Source organism: Nonomuraea sp. NPDC004354, assembly GCF_053602555.1.
The window spans coordinates 54,030-75,419 of record NZ_JBSGDV010000017.1 but is presented as its reverse complement, the minus strand read 5'-3'; the positions used below and the strand labels follow the sequence as shown (position 1 = coordinate 75,419).

Annotated in this window: 22 protein-coding genes and 1 pseudogene; 9 read left to right on the top strand and 14 right to left on the bottom strand. The window is 72.6% G+C overall.

Going from position 1 to position 21,390, the window contains the following annotated elements; translation table 11 throughout:
- Nucleotides 1-26: 26 nt before the first annotated feature.
- The 4 genes from ACWENQ_RS34865 to ACWENQ_RS34850 form a co-directional block, all read right to left on the bottom strand.
- Nucleotides 27-1,016 (bottom strand): NADPH:quinone reductase, encoded by a 990-nt coding sequence (locus ACWENQ_RS34865; protein WP_452418008.1) that lies wholly within the window; start codon nt 1,014-1,016, stop codon nt 27-29.
- Entirely contained in the window at nt 1,013-1,483 is a 471-nt protein-coding gene (locus ACWENQ_RS34860; RefSeq protein WP_354913969.1) for a pyridoxamine 5'-phosphate oxidase family protein, read from the bottom strand. Before ACWENQ_RS34860 ends, ACWENQ_RS34865 begins: the two co-directional genes overlap by 4 nt.
- A 166-nt stretch (nt 1,484-1,649) precedes the next feature.
- Nucleotides 1,650-2,183, bottom strand: coding sequence for a hypothetical protein (locus ACWENQ_RS34855; protein WP_452418006.1), 534 nt, complete (start codon nt 2,181-2,183; stop codon nt 1,650-1,652).
- A 44-nt stretch (nt 2,184-2,227) separates the two neighbouring features.
- A complete protein-coding gene (locus ACWENQ_RS34850) occupies nt 2,228-2,767 on the bottom strand; it encodes a DinB family protein (RefSeq protein WP_452418005.1) in 540 nt (179 codons plus the stop codon).
- A 329-nt stretch (nt 2,768-3,096) separates the two neighbouring features.
- On the opposite strand from ACWENQ_RS34850, the gene ACWENQ_RS34845 reads away from it, so the two are divergent.
- Nucleotides 3,097-3,444 (top strand): DoxX family protein, encoded by a 348-nt coding sequence (locus ACWENQ_RS34845; RefSeq protein ID WP_452418004.1) that lies wholly within the window; start codon nt 3,097-3,099, stop codon nt 3,442-3,444.
- A gap of 252 nt (nt 3,445-3,696) precedes the next feature.
- Here the strand turns inward: ACWENQ_RS34845 and ACWENQ_RS34840 are convergent, their stop codons facing one another.
- Complete coding sequence (locus ACWENQ_RS34840) at nt 3,697-4,590, bottom strand: alpha/beta fold hydrolase (RefSeq protein ID WP_452418002.1); 894 nt, start codon at nt 4,588-4,590, stop codon at nt 3,697-3,699.
- 99 nt (nt 4,591-4,689) lie between these two features.
- Here ACWENQ_RS34840 and ACWENQ_RS34835 point away from each other — a divergent pair, with 99 nt between their 5' ends.
- The gene (locus ACWENQ_RS34835) at nt 4,690-5,343 is read left to right on the top strand and encodes a winged helix-turn-helix transcriptional regulator (RefSeq protein WP_452418000.1); all 654 of its coding nucleotides are present in this window, start codon (nt 4,690-4,692) and stop codon (nt 5,341-5,343) included.
- A gap of 34 nt (nt 5,344-5,377) precedes the next feature.
- Here the strand turns inward: ACWENQ_RS34835 and ACWENQ_RS34830 are convergent, their stop codons facing one another.
- Together ACWENQ_RS34830 and ACWENQ_RS34825 are read right to left on the bottom strand one after the other, a co-directional pair.
- Complete coding sequence (locus ACWENQ_RS34830) at nt 5,378-6,517, bottom strand: baeRF10 domain-containing protein (protein WP_449914319.1); 1,140 nt, start codon at nt 6,515-6,517, stop codon at nt 5,378-5,380.
- 36 nt (nt 6,518-6,553) lie between these two features.
- A complete protein-coding gene (locus ACWENQ_RS34825; protein ID WP_452417998.1) occupies nt 6,554-7,450 on the bottom strand; it encodes a Gfo/Idh/MocA family protein in 897 nt (298 codons plus the stop codon).
- 151 nt (nt 7,451-7,601) lie between these two features.
- On the opposite strand from ACWENQ_RS34825, the gene ACWENQ_RS34820 reads away from it, so the two are divergent.
- The 4 genes from ACWENQ_RS34820 to ACWENQ_RS34805 all read left to right on the top strand — a co-directional run bounded on the left by ACWENQ_RS34820 (nt 7,602) and on the right by ACWENQ_RS34805 (nt 12,486).
- On the top strand, nt 7,602-8,093 hold the full coding sequence (locus tag ACWENQ_RS34820; RefSeq protein WP_452417997.1) for a SigE family RNA polymerase sigma factor: 492 nt from the start codon (nt 7,602-7,604) through the stop codon (nt 8,091-8,093).
- Nucleotides 8,086-9,045, top strand: coding sequence for a hypothetical protein (locus ACWENQ_RS34815; RefSeq protein WP_452417995.1), 960 nt, complete (start codon nt 8,086-8,088; stop codon nt 9,043-9,045). The genes ACWENQ_RS34820 and ACWENQ_RS34815 overlap by 8 nt, the downstream gene beginning before the upstream one ends.
- Before the next feature lie 263 nt (nt 9,046-9,308).
- Nucleotides 9,309-11,369, top strand: coding sequence for a protein kinase domain-containing protein (locus ACWENQ_RS34810; protein WP_452417994.1), 2,061 nt, complete (start codon nt 9,309-9,311; stop codon nt 11,367-11,369).
- A 187-nt stretch (nt 11,370-11,556) separates the two neighbouring features.
- The gene (locus ACWENQ_RS34805) at nt 11,557-12,486 is read left to right on the top strand and encodes an alpha/beta fold hydrolase (protein WP_452417992.1); all 930 of its coding nucleotides are present in this window, start codon (nt 11,557-11,559) and stop codon (nt 12,484-12,486) included.
- A 107-nt stretch (nt 12,487-12,593) separates the two neighbouring features.
- Here the strand turns inward: ACWENQ_RS34805 and ACWENQ_RS34800 are convergent, their stop codons facing one another.
- The 4 genes from ACWENQ_RS34800 to ACWENQ_RS34785 are packed head-to-tail and all read right to left on the bottom strand — an operon-like array spanning nt 12,594 to nt 15,983.
- Nucleotides 12,594-13,775: an ABC transporter permease gene (locus tag ACWENQ_RS34800; RefSeq protein WP_449914306.1), complete on the bottom strand. Its 1,182-nt coding sequence runs from the start codon at nt 13,773-13,775 to the stop codon at nt 12,594-12,596.
- On the bottom strand, nt 13,772-14,431 hold the full coding sequence (locus ACWENQ_RS34795; protein WP_449914303.1) for an ABC transporter ATP-binding protein: 660 nt from the start codon (nt 14,429-14,431) through the stop codon (nt 13,772-13,774). Before ACWENQ_RS34795 ends, ACWENQ_RS34800 begins: the two co-directional genes overlap by 4 nt.
- A complete protein-coding gene (locus tag ACWENQ_RS34790) occupies nt 14,428-15,468 on the bottom strand; it encodes a peptidoglycan-binding protein (RefSeq protein ID WP_452417991.1) in 1,041 nt (346 codons plus the stop codon). The genes ACWENQ_RS34795 and ACWENQ_RS34790 overlap by 4 nt, the downstream gene beginning before the upstream one ends.
- The gene (locus ACWENQ_RS34785) at nt 15,465-15,983 is read right to left on the bottom strand and encodes a hypothetical protein (RefSeq protein ID WP_452417989.1); all 519 of its coding nucleotides are present in this window, start codon (nt 15,981-15,983) and stop codon (nt 15,465-15,467) included. Before ACWENQ_RS34785 ends, ACWENQ_RS34790 begins: the two co-directional genes overlap by 4 nt.
- 83 nt (nt 15,984-16,066) lie before the next feature.
- On the opposite strand from ACWENQ_RS34785, the gene ACWENQ_RS34780 reads away from it, so the two are divergent.
- The gene (locus ACWENQ_RS34780; protein ID WP_354913940.1) at nt 16,067-16,711 is read left to right on the top strand and encodes a response regulator transcription factor; all 645 of its coding nucleotides are present in this window, start codon (nt 16,067-16,069) and stop codon (nt 16,709-16,711) included.
- On the top strand, nt 16,708-17,895 hold the full coding sequence (locus ACWENQ_RS34775; RefSeq protein WP_452417987.1) for a sensor histidine kinase: 1,188 nt from the start codon (nt 16,708-16,710) through the stop codon (nt 17,893-17,895). The genes ACWENQ_RS34780 and ACWENQ_RS34775 overlap by 4 nt, the downstream gene beginning before the upstream one ends.
- Here ACWENQ_RS34775 and ACWENQ_RS34770 read toward each other — a convergent pair.
- Entirely contained in the window at nt 17,885-19,186 is a 1,302-nt protein-coding gene (locus tag ACWENQ_RS34770; protein WP_452417986.1) for an aminotransferase class I/II-fold pyridoxal phosphate-dependent enzyme, read from the bottom strand. The two genes, ACWENQ_RS34775 and ACWENQ_RS34770, sit on opposite strands and share 11 nt — an antisense overlap.
- A 73-nt stretch (nt 19,187-19,259) precedes the next feature.
- Here ACWENQ_RS34770 and ACWENQ_RS34765 point away from each other — a divergent pair, with 73 nt between their 5' ends.
- Nucleotides 19,260-20,231 carry a helix-turn-helix domain-containing protein gene (locus tag ACWENQ_RS34765; protein ID WP_354913935.1) on the top strand — a complete coding sequence of 324 codons (972 nt, stop codon included), beginning with the start codon at nt 19,260-19,262 and terminating at the stop codon, nt 20,229-20,231.
- A gap of 456 nt (nt 20,232-20,687) precedes the next feature.
- Here ACWENQ_RS34765 and ACWENQ_RS34760 read toward each other — a convergent pair.
- Together ACWENQ_RS34760 and ACWENQ_RS34755 are read right to left on the bottom strand one after the other, a co-directional pair.
- A pseudogene (locus ACWENQ_RS34760) lies at nt 20,688-20,840 on the bottom strand (ClpX C4-type zinc finger protein); the annotation flags it as partial.
- Nucleotides 20,841-20,858: 18 nt separating this feature from the next.
- Nucleotides 20,859-21,227 (bottom strand): hypothetical protein, encoded by a 369-nt coding sequence (locus tag ACWENQ_RS34755; RefSeq protein WP_354913933.1) that lies wholly within the window; start codon nt 21,225-21,227, stop codon nt 20,859-20,861.
- Between the last annotated feature and the right edge of the window lie 163 nt (nt 21,228-21,390).

Below are 21,390 nucleotides of genomic sequence, written 5' to 3'. Positions count from 1 at the left end.
CACGCGAGACACCACCGGGGTCTCCGTCATGGGAGGACGACGATGCGTCCGCGAAGGCGGTGCGGCTCGGCGCCCTCCTGGAGGCGGTGGGAGCGGGCGGCCTCGGTGAGCGGCAGCCGCATTCCGATCCTGGACACCAGGGTGCCCCGGGCCAGGAGATGGTTGATCGCCGTGGCCGCCGCGGCGAGTTCGGCCACGCCGGCGTTGCTGATGACGAAGCCGCGCAGGCTGGCGTTGCGCGTGTAGAGCTGCCCCACGGGGAGCACGGGGGCGGCGCGAAGACCGGCCAGGATGACCATCCGGCCGCCGAGGGCGAGCAGGGGGACGGTCTGCTCCAGGTGGTGCCGGCCGGCGTTGTCCCAGAACACGTCCACGCCGTCGGGGGCGAGTTTGGCGATCTCCGGGTACATGTCCGGGTCGTGGTAGTCGACGACCTCGTCGGCGCCGCACCGCCGGCACCAGTCGAAGTCCTCCTCGCGCGCGGTCGCGATGACCCGCGCCCCCGCCGCCGCGGCGAGCTGGACGGTGGCCGTGCCGACCCCGCCGCCCGCGCCGGTCACCACGATCGTCTCTCCGACCCGCAGCCCGGCCTCCTCGAACAGGCCGAGATACGCGGTGGCCGCGGTGTGCAGGGAGGCGACCGCGTTCTCCGGATCCACGCCGCCGGGCAGGTGGTAGAGCCGGTCGGCGGGCACGACGGCGTACTCGGAGAAGGATCCCTGGCGACCGTCGAGCCCGAGGCTGTTGCACCACACCAGGTCGCCGGGGGCGAACCCCGGCGCCGCCGCGACCGCGGTTCCCACCAGGTCACGGCCGATGATGAACGGGTACGGCAGGCGCGTCCGGTAGGCGCCGGAGCGGACGAAGGTGTCGACGTGGTTGACGGCGAGCGCCAGCACCTTCACCAGGACCTCCGACGAGCCCGGCTCGGGCACCGGCAGCCGGCCGACCCGTATCTCGTCCGCCGGGCCCGGCCGCGTGACGTACGCCGCGGTCATGGTCTCCTGCTCGCTCATCGTTCCGCTTCCAGGTCGGCGAGATACGTCCGCGCCCACGCCTGCCGGAGATCGCTCTCGTCGGCGCCGCCGAAGGTGTAGGCGGGGGACAGGATCGGCAGCGCCCTCTCCACGTGCACCAGGATCACGCGATGGGCGGGGTAGCCGGGGCCGTTCAGGTCGAGCAGCCAGGTGTGCAGCCACTCGTACACGGGGTCGCCCGGCTCGCGGAACTCCGCGGTGCCCTTGAACCGGTAGCCCCGCCTGCGGAAGACGTCGATCGAGTTGATCTCGATACGGGGGTCGCGTTCGAGGTTGGCGACCGTGTTCGGGGACGCGATGTCCATGAAGGCGATGTGCTCGTCGTCGTACACCCGCATCGACCCCTTGGGCGAGAGATTGGGCGAGCCGTCGGGGCACACGGTGGCCACGAAGGACAACCGCGCGCTGTCCACGATCAGTCGCATGTCGTCGTCGATGGTCTTCATCGCCTCTCCTTCGGAACGGCCGAGCTCCGGCCTTGGAGGGAGGAGAAGGTCTCTACCCTCTCCGCGCGCATCCAGCCGATCTCGCCGTCACCGATGGCGGGGAGCGGACGGGCCGGTGACCTCGGGCGGGCTCCTGGTCACCACCGGCCCGGTACCCCTGCGAGGGTCACCCGGACCAGGGATCAGGCCCCTGCTTCAGGACGTGGATGCCGCGTTCTTCCGCGGTTGCCCACATCTCGACGCGGTACTCGAGGTGGTCGCCCTGCTCGGCGTCGTCGGTGTCCGGGTGGACGATCCCGGTCGGCAGGTACGAGATGCGCGCCCGGTACCTGCTCGGCGAGAGGGCGATCACGTCTGCGGTCCCCGCTTCCTGGTCGCACCCGAAGATGCTGAGCCGCCCGGTCGGCAGGTCGAGGTCGGCCTCCACCACGTGATCGGCTTCGTCGAACGACCCGGCCGGCGGCGGCGACCCATGCATGCGGAGCGTCATCAGGACCCAGTCCTCGCGGGCCGTGCCCACGGCGATCGAAGCGGTCTCCACCCCGATTCTCAGCGACTGCGAGGCTTCCTCGGTCCAGGGATCTCCGTCGTCGTCACCGTCCTCGATGGCGTCGCCGTACGTTTCGGCGTCCTGAAGGTAGAACTGGAAGTGGCCGGCGTGGAGGAACAGACGCCGGATCTCGGCCGTGGACGAGCGCATGGCCCGCGACGCTACCGGGCCGGCCCAAGGGATCCAGGCGTGACCTACTCGCCGGTCAGGCCGTCCACTGACTCGCGGAGGAGGTCGGCGTGGCCGTTGTGCCGGGCGTACTCCTCGATCAGGTGGACCAGGATCCAGCGGAGGCTGGGTGCCCGGCCGTCCGGCCAGGTACGGCGGGCCGGCTGCTCCAGCCCGCCGTCGGCCAGCGCCTGCGCGACCAGGGCACGGGAGCGGGCCACCGCGTCCTGCCAGAGCGCGTGAAGCTGCTCGGGGGTGTCGTCGGCGGCCGAGTGCCAGTCCCAGTCGGGGGCGGCCGTCCAGTCCACCGTGTCCCAGGGGGGTTGCCGGTCGCGTCCGTGCAGCCATCGGGAGCACCAGACGTCCTCGACGTAGGCCAGGTGCTTGAGCAGCCCGCCAAGAGTCATCGAGGAGGCGCCGACCGTCGCGCTCAGGCCGGCGGAGTCGAGGCCTGAGCACTTCCAGGCCAGCGTGGCGCGCTGGTAGTCGAGGAAGCCCAGGAGTGTGGCGGTCTCGTCGCCGGTGAGGAGCGGCTCCGGGCGGCCGTGTTCGTCCACAGTGGTCATGGTCAGCGAGCCTACGGCGCCGGTTGCCGCCAGATCCGGGGAAACGCGAGGTTCCGCCCGATGGGCGGGCACGAGGCGAGCGGGCGGCCCGAAGTCCCTGCGCTTCGGGGCGCCGGAGGGTCGTGGTGCGCGATCCGTGAAGGCCGGTTGCCATGTGCCGGCGAGCGGGAGACCGCAGGTCGGCGTGGTGCCCCTGGGAATGTCACGCCCCGCTGAAGAAATTTTCCGGCGTCCTGTCACACTCGCGTGCCGGGCCGGGTCGACACAGTGAAGACGCAAGACCCCGGCCGGAGCGAGCCTTCGGCGGCCCCCGATGAGGAGCATGTCAGATGTTCACCACCTACGTCGTCGTCACCGTCCTGGCCGCCGCCATGGTCGGCTTCTCGGCCGGGTCGATCTTCTTTCGGGCCACGTGGGTGGTGCAGCCCCTGGCCGACTACGGCGTTCCGCGCGCGTGGTGGCCCTGGCTCGGCGCGGCCAAGGCCGCGGGGGCGGTGGGCCTGCTGGTCGGGCTGTTCGTGCCGGTCATCGGGGTCATGGCGGGGATCGGCCTGGTGCTGTACTTCACGGGAGCGGTCGTGACCGTGGTGCGGGCGCGGTCGTTCTCGCACGTGGCGTTCCCGCTGATGTACGTGGCGCCGGTGGTGGCCTCCCTGGCGCTGGCGTACGCCGGCTGAGCACCCCCGACCTGATCGCCTCGATGGCCGGCCGTTCCGCTCACCGGCGCCACCGCGGAGCCGCCGCACGGTCGACCGCGGTCACGGGGCACGCCGGTCCGGAACGGCACTGCGGCCCGGACCGGCACTGCGGCCCGGACCGGCGCGGCGGTCCGGAACGGCCCGCCGGTCCCGAACGGCGCTGCGGTTCGGAAAGGCGCATCGGTCCGGAACGGCGCGGCGGCCCCGGGCGGCCCGGCCGCCCGGGGCCGGTCAGCGCGTGGCGGGTTCGGTGTGCTTGACGATCGCCGTGATGACCGTGTCCCACACCTGGGCGGGCGGCATCTGGTGGCCCATGCCGGGCAGCGGGATCAGCGAGGCGCCGGGGATCTCGCGGGCCAGCGCCTCGGCATGGCCGTACGGGAAGAGCGGGTCGTCGGTGCCGTGCAGGACCAGGGTGGGCGCGGTGATCTCGCCGAGGCGGGGGCGGATCGGCTCGCCGCCCTCGATCGTCCAGTGGTTCGACGCCGCGGCCGGGACCGGGCTGCGGTCGAACGCGCGCCCGGCGACGCGCCGTATCCGGTCCTCGTCGACCGGGATGGTGCCGGAGAAGGCGTGTTCGGCGGCGAGGAAGTAGGCGATGACGGCTTCGCGGTCGGACCAGTCGGGGCCGGGGGCCGGCTCCTCGAACATGGCGGCCAGCGCCGCGCTCATCGGCGGCAGGTCGGGACGGTCGGGACCGCCGGGCCCGCCGGGGCTGGTGGACATCAAGGTGAGGGACAGCACCCGTCCGGGGTGCTCGACGCCGAGCCGCTGCGCGATGCCGCCGCCCATCGAGATCCCCACGATGTGCGCCGCGGCCAGGCCGTACGCGTCGAGCACGCCGAGCGCGTCGGTGATGAGGTCGGCCTGCGTGTACGGCGGCGCCCCGACGGGGAACGTCGTGGAGCGGCCGGTGTCGCGGGTGTCGTAGCGGATCACGTATCGGCCGGCTGCGGCGAGGTGGGCGGTGAAGTCGTCGTCCCACCAGTCCATGGACGCCTCCGCGCCCGAGATGAGCAGGATCGGGGGACCGGCCGGGTCGCCGAAGGCCTGGACGGCCAGGTCGACGCCGTTGACGTGCACCGTTTTCTCCGGTGTGGCCTGAGACGGCCGGCTGTCGGGCATGGTGGGCCTCCTGCGTCGGGCGAATCCATCACCATCACGCTACTTCGAAAACCGTAGTTGCTGCTACTCTTTTCGTAGTCAATTTGTGGTGAGGTGGCGATGACGGGGAAGCGGACCTACGGGCAGGCGTGCCCGATCGCCCACGCGCTCGACATGATCGGGGAGCGCTGGGCGCTGCTGGTGGTGCGCGAGCTGCGCCTCGGACCGCGTCGCTACGCCGACCTGCAGGCCGCCCTGTCGGGGATCGGCCCCAGCGTGCTCGCCCAGCGGCTGCGCGATCTGGAGGCGGTCGGCGTCCTGCGCCGGCGTACGCTGCCACCTCCCGCGGCCAGCAGGACGTACGAACTCACCGAATGGGGCGCCGAGCTGGAGCCGGTCTTCGCGGCGCTGCGCACCTGGGGCATGCGCTCCCCGGTCGTGCCGCTGAGCGGGGAGATCAGCGCGGACACCGTCCTGCTCGGCCTGCGCGCCTTCTTCGTGCCGCAGCCGGACGCGCCGTGGACCGCGACGTACCGGATCGCGCTGGAACGCGACGTCTACCGTGTCGAGGTCCGCGACGGTGAGCTGGTCGCCGTCGCGCGCGGCGAGGTCTCCGGCCCGGCGGACGTCCGCCTGGACAGCGACCACGTCACGCTGCAGTCGGTTCTGAGCCACGAACGCCCGCTGGCCGCGGCGCTCGAGGACGGCGGGCTCACGGTGACCGGCGACCTCGAGGCGGTCAGACGACTGATCGGCGCGGTCCCGCCACGCTGAAACAACCCGCGCCGGCCACTCAGGCCGGCCGTCCTCATGGCCTCGGCGGGAGGGGGAAGCGGAGGGCGGCGGCCGCGGTGTGGTTCTTGAGCCGGGTGTCGGCGGTGACGTGCTCGACGGAGCCGCCTTCGTCGATGACCGTTTCCGCCAGATCTTCGAGGACGTCGGGAGACCGCCGCGTGGGACCGCCGCAGAGCGGGCAGGTCTCGCCGGAGCGGGCCAGCCAGCCGGATTTCTCGCAGACCACCCCGGGCACCTCGGCGCCGTCCTGAACGAGCAGGTAGTCGACCGCGGCGACGGTGCCGCCCCACAGGCAGTCGTCGATCGTGATCGCGGCGTTGCCGCCCGTGGCGGCCCTCTCGAACACCTCCTGCACCCGGCGGATCTCGTCCTCACGCTCGTAGTCGGCGAGGATGCGCTCGGCGTTCTCACGGATGTCCTCGACCGTCGCCTTGCTCACGTCGACGGTGAAGACCGCCGCGACCTTCGAGCGCAGGTGATGCGGCAGGAAGTCCAGGAAGACGGTGACGTCGTCGCTCTGGCCGCCGACGATCAGCAGGTCGTAGCTCTCGGTGCGGAACAGCTCGTCCAGCAGGTTCACGGTCTGGCGGTAGTGGCGTTTGGCGAGGTCGTCGGCCTTGTTGCGGACCCGGTACTCGGCGTAGCCTGCCCAGCCGGCGTAGTCCGGCTTGCGCAGCACGCGCCCGCGCACCTTGCCGATCTCGTGGATCTCCTCCTGGTACAGCTCCCACGCGCGGGCGGCCTCCCTGTCGATGATCAGGACGCAGCAGCGGTGGTACTCGTCGAGGACCGCGAGCATGGGACGGACGTACGGGGTCTGGTCCACCACGACCCGGTCACGCACCTTGCGCGGCAGGGGCACGGTCTCGAGCAGTCCCGCGTCGCTGCAGGCGAACACCGCGACGGAGCCGGTCGTGCCCTGCCCGAGCGCTGAGATGTCCATGATGCGCTCCATGTCCTGCCGGAGCGAGAGGCGAGCCCGCCGATCGAGCGTCTGGTCGTCGGCGAGCGGGCGGACCTGGGCGATGAGGCTGTTCAACCGGGTACGGACGATGTCGGAGCCGTCAAGGCCCACGGTCACGTACAGCGAGAGAACCGGCAGGCCGCCGCTGTCGAAGCGGATGAGACGGTCGACGGTGTCCTTGGTGATCATGCGATGTCCTCGTCATGGCGTTCGGATGCTGGAATCTCATTGCGCGGTCGCGGACGGCCCGCCGCGGATCAGGTCGTCCTCCGCCGACTCGATCACCTGCTGCAGGCGCAGGCCGTGCCGGACGTCCGTGGGAGGCGGCGTGCCGCGCTCGACGCACGCGGCGAAGCTTCCGTACATGGCCTCGTACGCCTCGCTGTCCGTCGCGGCCACGCCGTCGACGGAGGCGGTGCCGCCGGGCCCGTAGATCTCGATGTCGGCGCGCGGCCGGTCGACCGCTGCCTTGCCGTACAGGGATGCCTGGCTGAACCGCCCGCCCTGGTGCTCCATCAGCACGCCGAGCCAGCCGGACGGGTCGCCCTGCGCGCGCACGCCGACCACCTTCCCCAGCGCGGCGTCGAGCAGATCGACGAGGTCAGGGCCGAGTTCGCGCAGGACGCTGCGTCCGAGCCGCCACGGGCTCGCCGGTGACCCGCCGGCCTGCGTCCTCGAGACGGCACGGCCGCTGCCGCCCACCGGCCGGGTCCGCCCGGCCGCCGCCAGGAAGCGCTGGATCGCGGGCGCGTGGCGCCAGGGCAGCGCGAGCTGCGAGACGACCCCGGCCCGATCGACCGCCATGACCAGGTCCTCCGCGCCGGCGATGTCCGCGGCGACCGGCTTCTCCAGGAGCAGCGCCTTGCCCGCCTCCGCGGCGTGGGCGGCGAACTCGACCTGGACGGCGGGCGGCACCGCGAGGGCGACGGCGTCGCAGCTGTCCAGCAGGTCGTGGAAGCTGTCGAACGCCCGCACCCGGTGCCGGTCGGCCAGTTCGATCCGGGGGAGCGGGGACGGCGACCAGACCCCGGCGAACTCCACCCCTGCGCACGCGGCGAGCGCGGGCGCGTGCACTTCCGCAGCGCGTTGGCCTGCCCCGACCAGGCCTATCCGTATGCGCATGGAAGCCAATCTAGGTTCCGTCGAGTAACAGGCATGGCGAAGCCGGACAACGTACCCCACAAGATGTGGCCGAGGCGCGAAGCTGATCCAGAGCCGGACTGATTCCGCTGATGACTCAACCGTGAACCGTCCCCGATGGGTTGTAGCTGATGTGAGAGGCTTTCAGGAGTTCGTGGCCGCCCGCGGCCCGTCGTTGTCGCGGACCGCCTTTCTGCTCACCGGCGACCATCACGCCGCGGCCGACCTGCTCCAGGACACCCTGGTGAAGGCGGTGGCCCGCTGGCGCAGGATCGCCGAGAGCGGCAATCCCGAGGCCTACATCCGCACGATCATGCTGAACCAGCTCAGGAGCTGGCGGCGACCGCGCAGGCTCGCCTTCTTCTCCACCTCCGAGGTGCCGGAGACCGTCCAGCCCGACCCGTCGGGCGGCACCGACAGCAAGGTCATGCTGGCGCGCGCGCTGGCCAGGCTGGGAGCGAAGCAACGTGCGGTTCTCTACCTGCGCTTCTACGAGGACCTGTCGGAGGCGGAGATCGCCAGGCAGCTCGGCTGCTCCGTGGGAACGGTCAAGCGCCACACCCACGACGCGCTCAAGCGGCTGCGGCAACTCGCGCCCGAACTGCTGGAGGTCGGACATGAGTGACGAGGCCTTGCGGGCCGCCTACCGCACGCTGGAGCAGGAGGCGGGTGACTACGCCGACTCGGCCAGGGCCCTGGCCGTCATGAGGCGGCGGCGGGCGGCCGTCGCGGTGGCGGCGGTGGCGGCCGTCCTCGCCGTTGTGGGCGGCCTGTGGTTCGTCCGGCCGGCCTCCCCGGAGGTGTCCGTGGCCGCGCAGCCGTCCGGCGTGGGGCGGAGCATCCACACCGCGTGCATGTACGGGTGCCCGACGTACCTGACGCTCACCGACGGACGGCAGGTCCTGCTGGGCGAGCAGACCGCGCCACCTCCGGGCAACCTCACCCTGTCGCCCGACGGCCGCTGGCTGGGCATGCCCACCCCGAGCGGCTTCCAGCTCAAGGACCTGAGCGGAAGCACGGTCTACCACGGCCCTCAGGCGGGTCAGGGGGAGGCCGTCACCCCGTGGGCGTGGTCGGCCGACTCCCGCACGCTCCTGCTGGCCGGCCACGCCAGCGGCAAGGTCGGCGCCTACTTCCTGTTCGACCTGACCACCGGCCGGGTCACCCGGCCCGAGGTGCCCAGCGGCTTCGAGCCCGTCGGGCTGGCTCGGGGCGAGCTGGTGCTCTTCGCCGAGAGCCAGTACGGCAAGCGCGCCACGCGCGTGGAGCTCACGGTGGGCGGCCGGCCGGTCACGCTGGACGCCGGCGACGCCGAGCTGGTCACCGAGGACGGCGGGCCCACGATCGAGGTGTACGGGGACCGGATCTACGCCCTCGCGTTCCCGTCCAACACGATGATCGAGTTCGGGCTGGACGGCAAGGAGCTGACGCGATACCGGCTCGTCGGCCAACCGCTCGGCCCGAGCGAGGACGGCTACGTCGTCTCCACCGCCGGCAAGGTGTCGGCTGGCGGAAAGGAGCTCTTCGAGCTGCCGCCGGACTCGCTGATCGTGGTCCCCGGCATGGCCCGGCCCTGACACCGGCAAACCGCCCCCGCCCGCCCGATCTGCCCCGCCCGCCCGATCTGCTCGGCCCGCTCGGCTCCGGCCCGCTCGGCTCCGGCCCGCTCGGCCTGCCCTGTGCGCGCCCGCCCGGCCCACTCGGCCCGCCCGGCTCGCTCGCTCCGCTCGGTCCGCCTGGACTCCCCGCAGGTCCGGGGCGCCGTAGCCGTTCCGGTCGAGATCGCCCGCCATGCGGTGATCTTTCTGACCCGGATGTACGTGACTATGGTGATCTGGATTTGTTGGAGGGGAAAGGCGAGCACATGGCGACGGGCGGGTCCGAGGAGTCTCTGGGGAGCCAGTACGTCCTGCTGGACGAGATCGGCGCCGGCGGGATGGGGACGGTCTGGCGGGCGCGCAGCCGCGACACCGGGCAGATCGTGGCGGTCAAGCTGCTGCGCGACGGTCACGCCGCCGACCAGGACCTGGTCCTGCGCTTCGTCCAGGAGCGCAACGTGATGCGGGCGCTGCGCCACCCCCACATCGTCCCGGTGCGCGACTTCGTCATCGAGGGTGAACGGCTGGCGCTCGTCATGGACCTCGTCGAGGGCGGGGACCTGCGCTCCATGCTCCAGCGGTCGGGCACGCTGCCCCAGTCGGCGGCGGCCGAGCTGATGGCGCAGGTCGCCGACGCGCTGGCGGCCGCCCACGCCCTCGACGTCGTGCACCGTGACGTCAAGCCGGGGAACGTGCTGATCGACGGCGCCAGCGGGCAGGCGCGGCTGACGGACTTCGGCGTGGCGCGCATCGTCCACGGCCCCGGGCTGACCCAGACGACGTCGGTCATCGGCACGCCCACCTACCTCGCGCCGGAGGTGGCCGACGGCGGCACCCCCACGCCCGCGGTGGACGTCTACGCCGTCGGGCTGATCCTCTACGAGCTGGTCGCCGGACGCCCGCCGTTCGTCGGCGAGCATCCGATGGCGCTGCTCAAGCAGCACGCGAGCGCGACCCCGCGGCGGTTGCCGGGGATGTCGGACGCCGTGTGGGCCATCGTCTCGGCCTGCGTGGCGAAGGACCCCGCCGTACGGCCGCCGGCGGCGGAGGTGGCCAGGGCGCTGCGGTCGGCGGTGCCCGCCCTGGCGGGACTGCCCGCCCTGCCCGCCGTCGCCAGGCAGGAGCCGCCGTCCGTCACCTCCGAACCCCTCCCCGCCCCGAACCTCCACCCCGGACTGCCGGTGACACCGGAAGTGCCGGGCTCTCCAGGAGCGCTCGGTTCTCCGGGGATGCCGGGCTTCCCAGCATCCCCGGGCACTCCGGGGGCGCCGGGCTTTCCCGCATCCCCGGGTTCCCCGGGTGTGCCGGGTGTCCCCGCATCCCCGGGCTCTCCGGGGGCGCCGGGCTCGCCAGGAGCCTCGGGTTCGCCGGGAGCGTCGGGCGCTCCGGGGGCGTCGGGCGTCCCGGTTCCGGGTGGCTTGCCGGGAGGGCCGGGTTCGGGGGGTGCGGGGTCGCGGCCCGGCGCCGTCGAGGACGGGACTCTGGCCTCGGCCCGGCGCAGGCCGCCCCGGCGGCGGCTGGCGGTGGTCGCGGCCGTCGCCGCTGCCCTGGTGGTGAGCGGGACGGCGCTCACCTTCGTGGCGCCGTGGCGATCGCCGGGCGCGACGGCGGCGGCCCAGGCCGGGGACACCGCGAAGAAGCCGGTCGTCACCCCCGAGGTGGCGGCCCCGGTCAGCACCCCGCCCTCGCCGGGAGTGACCCCGCCGGAGGCGAAGCCGGGGAAGTCGCAAGAGGAGCAGGAACAGGACGAACAGCACGACCGGCAGCCGCGTGAGCGTACCGAGCAGACGGCGGAACGCGAGCAGCGGGTGACCGCGGAGAAGAAGCAGCCCGCCAAGGAGCCGGAGCCGGATCCCGAGCCTGAGCCGGATCCCAAGCCGGATCCCAAGGACACGACGCTCGTGAGCGGCGACCCGGGGGACGGCCCGTCGGCTCCGTCGAAGCAGTACGACTGGCAGTGCCGCCCCTGGATCTCGGCCGGGCCGGGCACGAACGTGGAGATGTCACCGTGCATCGCCGTGGCGGGCGACAGCATTCGGCTCAAGGGCCGGATCCGGGGTTCCTCCTCGGTCGTCTCCGACATCCACGTCCAGCTGTACGACAGCGTCGCCGAGCGCGTCGTCTCGCGGCATTTCGTCTGCCCGAGCCGTTCCGTGCCCGCGGGCGGCGGCGTCGTGGCATGTGTCACGACCATGAGCGGAGTGCCGCGGACCGGGGCCACGATCAACGTCCGGGAGCGGTGGCGGCCCGCGGGAACAGGTGTCTGGAGCGGCGGCCGCGAGAGTCCCGAGATCACCTGGTAGCCGCCTGGGCGGGCTGCCGTGCCTCGCGCAGCTCGGCCTGATGCTCGGCGGCGCGGCTGGTCGGGTAGAGGGCCGGCAGCGAGGCCGGGTTCGGGCGGCCGTCACCGGCTGAAGCCAGGCGAAATCACCCATCAGTTCTTCGGTGAAACAATGGAAGGGCAGGTCAGCGGCACCACGGGAGGACCACGTGCGCGAGATCGAGATGGCGGTGACGGCCGACGACGGGGTGGCCATCTCAGGCACGCTGGCCGTTCCGGATGGCGACGGGCCGCATCCCGCCATGGTGCTCACCTGGCCCATGGGGCTGGACAGGGAGGCCGACAGGGGCGGCAACCGGCTCGGCCTCGGCCGGCCCATGGCCGAGGCGCTGGCCGCGAAAGGGGTCATCTCCTACCGGTTCGACCCGCGCGGCACCGGCCGGACCCCGGGCGGGGGGCGTACGGTCCCGCTCGCCCGCTACCGCCAGGACGCCGCCACGGTCCTGCGGGCGGTGGCGGACCTGCCGGGGGTGAGCACGGTGGGCGCGATCGGCTACAGCGAGGGCGCGCAGCAGGCCGCCTGGCTGGCGGCCCACGCGGGGGCCGCTTCCGCCGTCCTGCTCGGCTGCACCGCCCAGACAGGGGAGGAGGTCTACCTGTGGGGCGCGGCGCGCTGGGGCAAGGACGATCTGCCGCGGTCGATCAGGCTGGCGCTGCGGCTGTTCGGCCGTACGCCGGAGGACCAGGCGCGGCGGCTGTTCGCCAGGGTCAAGTCGGGCGCGCCGCGGATCTACGGCGTCCCCGTGTCGCGGGCCTTCCGCGAGTGGCTCGTCCACGACCCGAAGAAGGATCTCGCGGCGATCCACGTGCCGGTGCTGGCGATCATCGGGGACAAGGACCTCCACGTCGACGTGGACGACCTCGACGTGATCGACGACCTGGTCCCGGGGCCGGTGGAGACGCGCCGCTTCCCCGACCTCACGCATCTCCTGCGCCGCGATCCCGGCCCGGCCTCCCGCAGCACCTACCGCGAGCAGTACGCCCGCCCGGTGGATCCGGAGCTGCTGGAGGAGGTGGCGGCCTTCGTCAGCTCAGCGGGTCGCGCAGGCGGCGCGGGAGACGCTCCCCGGTGTCCATGATCTCGTCGGCTTGAAGACGGCCTCGGCCGGCGGTGGCCTGGCGCCCCGTATCCCCTGAACCCGGGTGGCGGCGGCACCGGGGACTCCGGTGCCGCCGCCGTACCCGGTCAGGTGGTGGTCAGGGCCACCGTCGGCGACAGGCGGGCCGCGCGCATGGCCGGGTAGAGCCCCGCGACGGTGCCGATGACGAGCGTGGCGGCCACCGCGCCGCCGATCGCCCACGGGGGCACGACCGGCGGCCAGTCCCGCGACATCGCGTACCCGACCGTCGCCAGCGCCCCCAGGACCGCGCCCGCCACCCCGCCGAGCGCCGACAGCAGCAGCGACTCCGACAGGAACTGGACGCGGATCTGCCCTCTCGTCGCCCCCAGCGAGCGGCGCAGGCCGATCTCGCGGCGGCGTTCGAGGACGGAGATGACCATGGTGTTGGCCACGCCGACCCCGCCCACCAGCAGCGCGACCGCGCCGAGGCCGAGCAGCAGGCTGGTGAAGGCGCCCGCGGCGGCGGCCCTGGCGGCCAGCGCGTCGGACGGGCGGCTGACGTCGACCTCGTTGGGGTTCTCCGGGTTGACCGTGCGCGGCAGCACGTCCCGCACGGCCTCGACCGCCTCCTCCGCCGACCGTTCGTAGATCGTCGTCGGGTGCCCGTCGAAGCCGAGATGTTCCTCGGCGACGGGGAAGCCGACGAGCGCCGACCGTTCGATCTCGGGGGCGAGCGGCGTGGGGCGGAGGATCCCGATCACCGTGAACCAGCGCCCGCCCATCCACACCCGCACGCCGGTGCGGGTGATGCCCAGCCGTTCGGCGGCCTTGGCGCCGAGGACGACGGCGGGCTGGCGGGAGGTGGCGTCGTTCAGCCAGGTGCCCTTCGCCACCGTGCCCTCCAGCGTCTCCAGCAGGGACGTGGTCGCCGCCTGGACGCTGATGCCGCCGGTCACCGCCTCGTCGATGTGGGAGGTCCGCCGTACGGTCGCCGGGGCCGACCCCGTCGCGGCGGCGGAGAAGACGGGGCCGATGCGGGAGACCATGTCGACCGCGGTGCGCGGCAGCTTGGCGGGCTCGCCGAAGACGGTGTTGCCCGCCGAGACGGTCAGCATGTTGGTGCCCAGCTTGTCGAGCTGGCGCAGCAGTTGCTCCCGCGAGGACGACGAGATGCCGATGACCGCGATCATCGTGGCGATCCCGATGGCGATCCCGAGCGCCGACAGGATCACCCTGGCCGGGCGGGCCCGCAGCCCCGACGCCCCGACCCTGAGGACGTCGCGGAGGCTCAGCCTGGCCGGTCTCATGGGAGCACCAGCCCGTCCCTGACCCGCACCTGCCGGGGACACCACTCGGCGATCTCGCTGTCGTGCGTGATGATCGCGATGGTCGTCCCCGCCTCGCTGAGCTCTTTGATGATCTTCAGGACCTCGGCTCCCGCCGCCGAGTCGAGGTTGCCCGTCGGCTCGTCGGCCAGCAGCAGGGGCGGGTCGCCCACGACGGCCCTGGCCACGGCGACGCGCTGCTGCTCGCCGCCCGACATCTGGTTCGGCTTGTGGCCGAGCCGGTGGCCGAGGCCCACCCGGTCCAGCGCCGCGGCCGCCCGCTCGCGCCGGACGCGCAGCGGGGTGCCGGTGTAGAGCATTCCGTCGGCCACGTTGTCCAGCGCGCTCACCCCCGGCGACAGGTGGAACTGCTGGAAGACGAAGCCGAGGTGCCGGGCGCGCAGCGCGGACAGCCGGCGGTCGCTCAGCCCCAGGACGTCGTGCCCGGCGATCCGCACGCTTCCCGCCGTCGGCCGGTCGAGGGTGCCGATGATCTGCAGCATCGTGGACTTGCCCGAGCCGGAAGGCCCGATGATCGCCAGCAGCTCGCCGGAGTCGACCGTCAGATCCACCCCGCGCAGCGCGTGGACGGTGCCGTTGTAGGTCTTGGTGACTCCGCGCAGCTCGATGATGCTCATTCGGCGGGCACCCCGACCTTCATCCCCTCGGCCAGCCCCGCGCCGGTGATCTCGACCATGCCGCTGCCGAACGCGCCGACCTCGACCGGCACGAGCCTGGTGCGGGCGCCCTCGACGACCTCGACGCCGAACCCGCCCTCGCGCAGCGCGAGCAGCGCCTCCACCGGTACGGCCAGCACGTCCTCGCGCCGCTCGCTGACCAGCTCGACCTCGACCGGCGCCTGGTCCAGCTTGGTGCGGGGGGCCTTGTCCAGGGTGATGTCGACATCGACGGTCGTGCTCTCCTTGACCGTCTTGGCGACCGTGCCGACCGAGGTGATCCGCCCGGCCGCCTTCTCGCCGCCCGGCAGCTCGACGGTGACCTTGGCCCCCTTCCTGGCCAGGGTCTGGTCGTCGGTGTCGAGGTCCACGTGGACCACCCTGTCCAGGCCGCTGACCGCCAGCACCTGCCGGCCGGGGGCGGCCCTGCCGCCGACCTCGCCCCGGACGCCGGTCACCCTGACGGCCGACGGCAGGAACACCACCTGGGCGGCGTCCACCCGTCCCGTCTCGGGCAGCCCCCTGTCCTCCTGCCACTCGACGACGGCCTGGTAGGTGGCGTAGGTGAACTCGTCGTCCACGGTGAAGCCGTCGTAGCCGAGCGCGGCGAGGTTGCGTTCGAGCTGCTCGACGTCCGGGCCGTCGCCGACGCCGAGCTGGAGGGTGCGGTAGAGGGGGAGCTTGCCGTACATGAGGACCGTGGGGCGGCGGTCGGTCCTGAACAGGGACCGGCCCCGCCTCACGACCGCGCCCTCGTCGGGGAGCCAGGTCAGCGTGCCCGCCGCGCCCGCGGCCACCTGGCGCTCGCCCTCGTAGGTGAGGGCGCCGTCGACCGTCTTGGTGTCGATCAGGTCCTGCCTGGTGATCGGCGCCGTGGCCGGTACGGCCGCCGCCGCGGGGGCCGCCGCGCCGGTGCCGCCGTCGGCCAGGACGGCCACCGCCGCGCCCGCCACCGCGACCGCGAGGAGGCAGGCACCGGCGAGGGCGACCCTTCTCACGAGCCGTTCCCCCTCAGCGCGCCGGGCGCGAACTCCTTGCAGGCCTCCTGGGCGACCTTCATCGCCTGCTCGCCGCCCTCGGCCCCGGTGATCCTCACCATGCCGTCGGCGCTCGGGTCCTCCATCCTGACGCCGTTCTCGCGCATGCACTGGGCGAACTTCAGCATCTGGTCGCGCTGGGCGGGGTCCATGGCCTTGCGCTCGCCCGCCGCCTGGTCGAGGTACTGCTTGCAGGCCTTCATCGCGGCCTCGGTCTTGGCCTGCTCGCCCTTCTTGGCCTGGATGCGCACGCCTCCGCTGCCGTCGGGATCGGGCATGTCGACGCCGTTCTCGCGCATGCACTGGGCGAACTTGAGCTGGGCGGTGTTCCTGTCCATGGTGGCCGAGGCGCTCGGCCTGGCGGCGGCGGTGGCGCTCTCGCCGACGCCGGCGACCTGCGCGGTGGTGGAGGGGGTCGAGCCGCACGCGGCGGCGAGCAGGAGTGGCAGCGCGGCCACGAGGAGGTGTCTTCTCATGCCGCACACTTCACTGAAGGGAGCGCTAAAGCCGGATAAGTGGCTTACTCACGGCTAACAGGCGGTGCTGCACGCTCGTCATCATGCGGGTGCTCATCGTGGAAGACGAGGAACAGCTGGCCGACGCCGTGGCGCGCGGGCTGCGGCTGCAGGCCATGGCCGTCGACGTGGCCTACGACGGCCAGGAGGCGCTCGAACGCGCCTCCCACACCGACTACGACGTCGTCGTCCTCGACAGGGACCTGCCCGAGGTGCACGGCGACGACGTCTGCGAGGAGCTGGCCGGCAGGAGCAGGATCCTCATGCTCACGGCGGCCGGACAGGTGCGCGACAAGGTCGAAGGGCTCACCCTCGGCGCGGACGACTACCTGGTCAAGCCGTTCGCCTTCGCCGAGCTGGTGGCCAGGATCAGGACCCTGGCCCGCCGCAGCTCGCCCGCCGCGCCGCCGGTGCTGGAGCGGGCCGGGATCAGGCTCGACCCCGCCCGCCGTACGGTCACCAGGGACGGGCGGCCCGTGTCGCTCAGCCGCAAGGAGTTCGACCTGCTGTGGGAGCTGATGCGCGCCGAAGGCGCGCTGGTGACCTCGGCGGAGCTGCGCCGCAGGGTGTGGGACGAGTACGCGGGCACCGACACCGCTGTCCTGCGCGTCACCATGACCGCGCTGCGCAGGAAGCTCGGCGGTCCCGCCCTCGTCGGGAACGTGCCGGGCAAGGGGTACCGGCTGTGAGGCTCGGGCTGCGCGCCAGGCTCACCGTCCTGTACGGCGTGCTGTTCTTCGTGGCCGGATCGCTGCTGCTCTGGTTCACCTACCTGCTGACGTCCAGCGCGTTGAGCAAGCAGTTCGTCCTGGCGTTCGCCAAGGTCGGCCCGGGTGCGGCGCTGCCGTCCAAGGAGCAGCTGCAGACCACGATGAAGCGCGAGGTGGGCGTGCGCGCCGCCGAGGTGCTGGACGAGATGCTGCGCTACTCGCTCATGATCATGATTCTCATCGGGATCATCGCGGTGATCCTCGCCTACCTGGTGGCCGACCGCGCGCTGCGGCCGATCGACCGGGTGGCCGAGACCGCGCAGCGCCTGTCGGAGAGCACCCTGCACGAGCGCATCGGCCTGGACGGACCCGACGACGAGGTCAAGCGCCTGGCCGACACCTTCGACGCGATGCTCGACCGGCTGCACAGGGCGTTCGACGCCCAGCGCAGGTTCATCTCCAACGCCTCCCACGAGCTGCGCACGCCCCTGGCGATCAACCGCACGGTCCTGGAGGTGTCGCTGGAGGAGCCGGAGGCCTCCGCCGACCTGAAGGCGCTGGCGCGCGCGTTGCTGGGCACCAACGCCCGCTACGAGCGGCTGATCGAGGGCCTGCTGCTGCTGGCCCAGTCGGAGCAGGAGCTCACCGCGCGCCGCCCGGTCGAGCTGCGCCACATCGTCCGCACCGTGCTGGAGCAGGTCGACCTGCAGCCGCGCAGGCGCCGGGTCACGATCCACCAGGACCTGTCGGACGCCGAGGTCGAGGGCGATCCGCTGTTCCTGGAGCGCTGCCTGTTCAACCTCGTGGAGAACGCGATCAAGTACAACGTGCGCGACGGCCAGGTCTGGATCAGGGTGTCGGCCGACGGGCTCGTCACGGTGGAGAACACCGGGCCCGTGGTCGCGCCGTACGACGTGGACGGCCTGTTCGAGCCGTTCCGGCGGCCGGCGGGGGAGCGCGTGCGCTCCGACAGGGGCGCCGGGCTCGGGCTGTCGATCGTGCGGGCCATCGTCGACGCGCACGGCGGCACCATCACCGCGCTGCCCAGGCCGGACGGCGGCCTGGCCGTCACCGTGAGCCTGCCCAGGCCGGCGACGGCGAGCGTCGCGGGCCCGGGCAGGCCTGTGAGGGGGACCGGGGGTCTGCGGGAGGTCAGCAGGTGAAGTGGACCCCGGAGAAGCCGCGCCGCCACTGGGTGACCTCGGGCGCGACCGTCGCGGGATCCACGGACGGGTCGAGGCTGCGGGCCACGAACGCGGCCAGCACGGGCATGTCCTCCTCCGTCATGCCCAGCCGCGCCACCTCGGGCGTGCCCAGGCGCAGCCCGTTGACGTCGCCCGCGACCGGGGCGGCCGGCAGCCCGATGCCGCAGGCCAGCAGGTTGGCTCGGCGCATGCGGCGGGCCGCGGCCTGGCCGCCCTGGGGAGCGACGAGCGCGAACTGGTGGGAGTTGGTGCCGCCGCCGAAGACTGGCAGGCCGAGCTCCTGCAGGCTGGTCGCCAGCTGGTGGGCGGTGCTCACCATCATCTCCGCGTAGGCCTTGCCCGCCACCTTCCAGTCCAGCAGCGCGACGGCCAGCGCCGCCGTACGGCCCGCGTCGAAGTTGGCGGTGAGCCCCGGATAGGCGATCGCGTCGAGGCGTTCGGCCAGCGCGGCCGAGTCGGTGACGACCAGGCCGCCGGCCGGGCCGCCCAGGCTCTTGTAGGTGCTCATCGTCATGAGGTGCGCGCCCTGGGCCAGCGGGTTCGGCCAGACGCCGCCGGCGATCATCCCGCACACGTGGGCCGCGTCGAACAGCAGCAGGGCCCCCACCTCGTCGGCGATCTCACGGACGGCGGACACCGGGTGGGGGAAGGGGTTGAGGCTGCCGCCGAGGGTGATCAGTCTGGGCCTGACCCGTACGGCGAGCTCGCGCAGCGCGGCGACGTCGACGGTGTAGCCGTCGGCCGCGACGGGGGCGTCGACGGTGGTCAGGCCGTACAGGCCGGCCGCGCCCGCCGCGTGGTGGGTGACGTGGCCGCCGATGGCGGGCGGCGGGGCGATGATCGTGTCGCCCGGCTTGCAGGTGGCCATGAACGCGTAGAGGTTGGCCAGCGCGCCCGAGCCCACGCGGACCTCGGCGTAGCGGGCCGAGAACACCTCGGCGGCCAGCTCGGCGGCGATGATCTCGATCTGCTCGATGGCCTCGAGGCCGGTCTCGTACTTCTCACCCGGGTAGCCGAGGGAGGGCCTGGAGCCGAGCCCGGCCGACAGCAGCGCCTCGGCGCGCGGGTTCATGACGTTGGTCGCGGGGTTGAGGTTGACGCACTCCACGTCGTGGATCTCGTGGCTGCGGGTGGTGAGCCGCTCGATCTCGGCCAGCGTGGCCGAGGCGGGCTGCGAGGAGACGGCGGCCGCGCCGTGCTGAACGAGATCGTCGGCGGCGGCGGGAACCCAGGAGCGAGGGGCGAGCATGGGGCCAGGGTAAGCAGCACGTCGCGGCGGGCACATGGTGTGGATGAAGGGACCCGCTCCTACACTTGTCGGAATGCAGGCATGGCTCGACGCGCTCGCCGCGGCCATCGAGCGGAGCGTCACCGTCGACGACCCCGACGGCCGGCTGATCGCCTACAGCTCGCGGCACGCCGACGCCGATCCGGTGCGGGTCGCCGCGATCCTCTCCCGGCAGGTCGCGCCCGAGATCAGCCGCTGGCAGGACCTGCACGGCATCGCCGCGGCCACGGCACCCGTCCGGGTGCCGGCCAACGAGGAGCTCGGCATGGGGGCCAGGGTCTGCGTGCCCATCAGGGACGGCGGGCGCGCGCTCGGCTACCTGTGGCTGCTCGACCCCGACCAGACGCTGGACGGCAAGGCGCTCGCGCTGGCCGAGGAGACCGCCCGCGAGCTGGCGGCCGCCTGGCACGAGGACCCCGACGCGATGGTCCGCCGCCTGCTGACCACGGGGCAGGGCTGGAACCGGACGACCCCCAGACTCATCCAGGTGTGCGTCGTGCTTCCCGGCTCCGGCCGGCCGGAACGCCATGCCATCGGCGGCTTGCGGACCGACACCCACGCCGCCTACCTGCTCCGCCAGCCCGCCGACGCCATGCCGGACGAGGACGGCGTCACCCGCGGCTACAGCGAGGCGATGGCGCCCGAGGCGGCTCCTGAGGCCTACCGCCAGGCGCTGACCGCCGCCCACCTGGCCGCCGCCGACCCCGCGCTGCCGCGCCAGGTGTCGTGGGCGGGGCTGGGGCCGTACCTGACGCTGCTCGGCGCGGCGGACGACCCGCTGGCCGGGCTGGACGGCGAGCAGGCGCACACCCTGGAGACCTACCTGGACCTCGGCGGCAACGCCCAGCGCGCCGCGGCGGCGCTGCACCTGCACCGGACGACCCTGTACTACCGGCTCGGCCGCATCGCCGAGGCGCTGGGCGCCGACCTCGACGACGGCATGACCAGGCTCCACCTGCACCTGGCGCTGAAGAAACGAAGGCTCGACTCGGGTCTTCCCGGCTGAGCCCCCTGCTCCAGCTCCCCGGCGGCGGCCGGGGAGCTGGAGCCCGTTCATTCGGCGGTGAGCCGTTCGGCCTCCTCGTGCAGCGCGGCGACCAGCAGGAGCTCGATCGCGAGCTCGGTCAGGTCGGGCGCCGCGAGGCCCTCGAGAACGTGCATGGTGGGCCTCCCTGATCAGGGGACGCCCCAGCAGTCACAGTGGTTTACCGGACGGGTTACCCGGACGGTTACCTGGGCCGGTTATCTGGGCCGGTTATCTGAACCTCTCCCAGGCCGACTGGCGGGTCATGTTCAGGGACGCGCCGATGCGTTCCCAGCTCACGTCGCGGGTGCGGAGGTGGCGCACCCAGTCGTGCAGGTTGTCGTCGATCTGCACCTGGACCGCCGCGATCTTGGGAAGGTGGTCGAGGATCTGCTCGACGGACATCTCCTCCCACATGGGCAGGCGCGGCTCCGACGGCGCGCTGAGGCGCTCTGTCTCGAGGATCTCGTTGCAGAGGGCGACGCACTGGTCGCAGATGTGCACTCCCGGGCCCGCGATGAGCTTGCCGACGTCCGCGCTCTTCTTGTGGCAGAACGAGCAGCGGAGCTTGTCCTTCCAGCTGTCAGGCATGGCCTGACACTAATCCCGTCAGGCGACACCTGACAAGCCCTCCTGGACGGCTTCTCTGGTCTCCTTGACCTGGGACATGATGATGGCGTTGCGCTCCTCGCCGATCTTGCGGCAAATGGTGGTGTAGGCCTGCAGGATCTTGCGGTAGGCGGCGCGCGCCTCCTCGAGTTGGGCGCTGAGCGCGAGCACTCTGATGGGGTCGCCGTAGAGCTCGGCCTCGGCGAGCATGGCGCGCGCCTCGTTCACGATCTGCTCCGCCCGCTGACGCGTACGGCGCAGCAGTGCCGAGCACTCGTAGAGCTCGGCGAGCCGTGCGGAGGAGACGATGCGCTCGGCGGAGCGCACGGCTGGATCCTCGGTCGTCTCACGGCTGAGTTCCGTTCCCATTTCCGCCACCTCTCAGATCAAGGTTGCCTGAGTGTAGACGCGTCATTCCCGTCTTGGGATCACCCAGGTGGGCAGGGGGTAGGGCACTGTTCCCTGCAGGGATGAATCTCTACGCCGCAGGGGAATTCAGCGCCCCCGCCGAGCCGCAATTCACCCTGCTTAA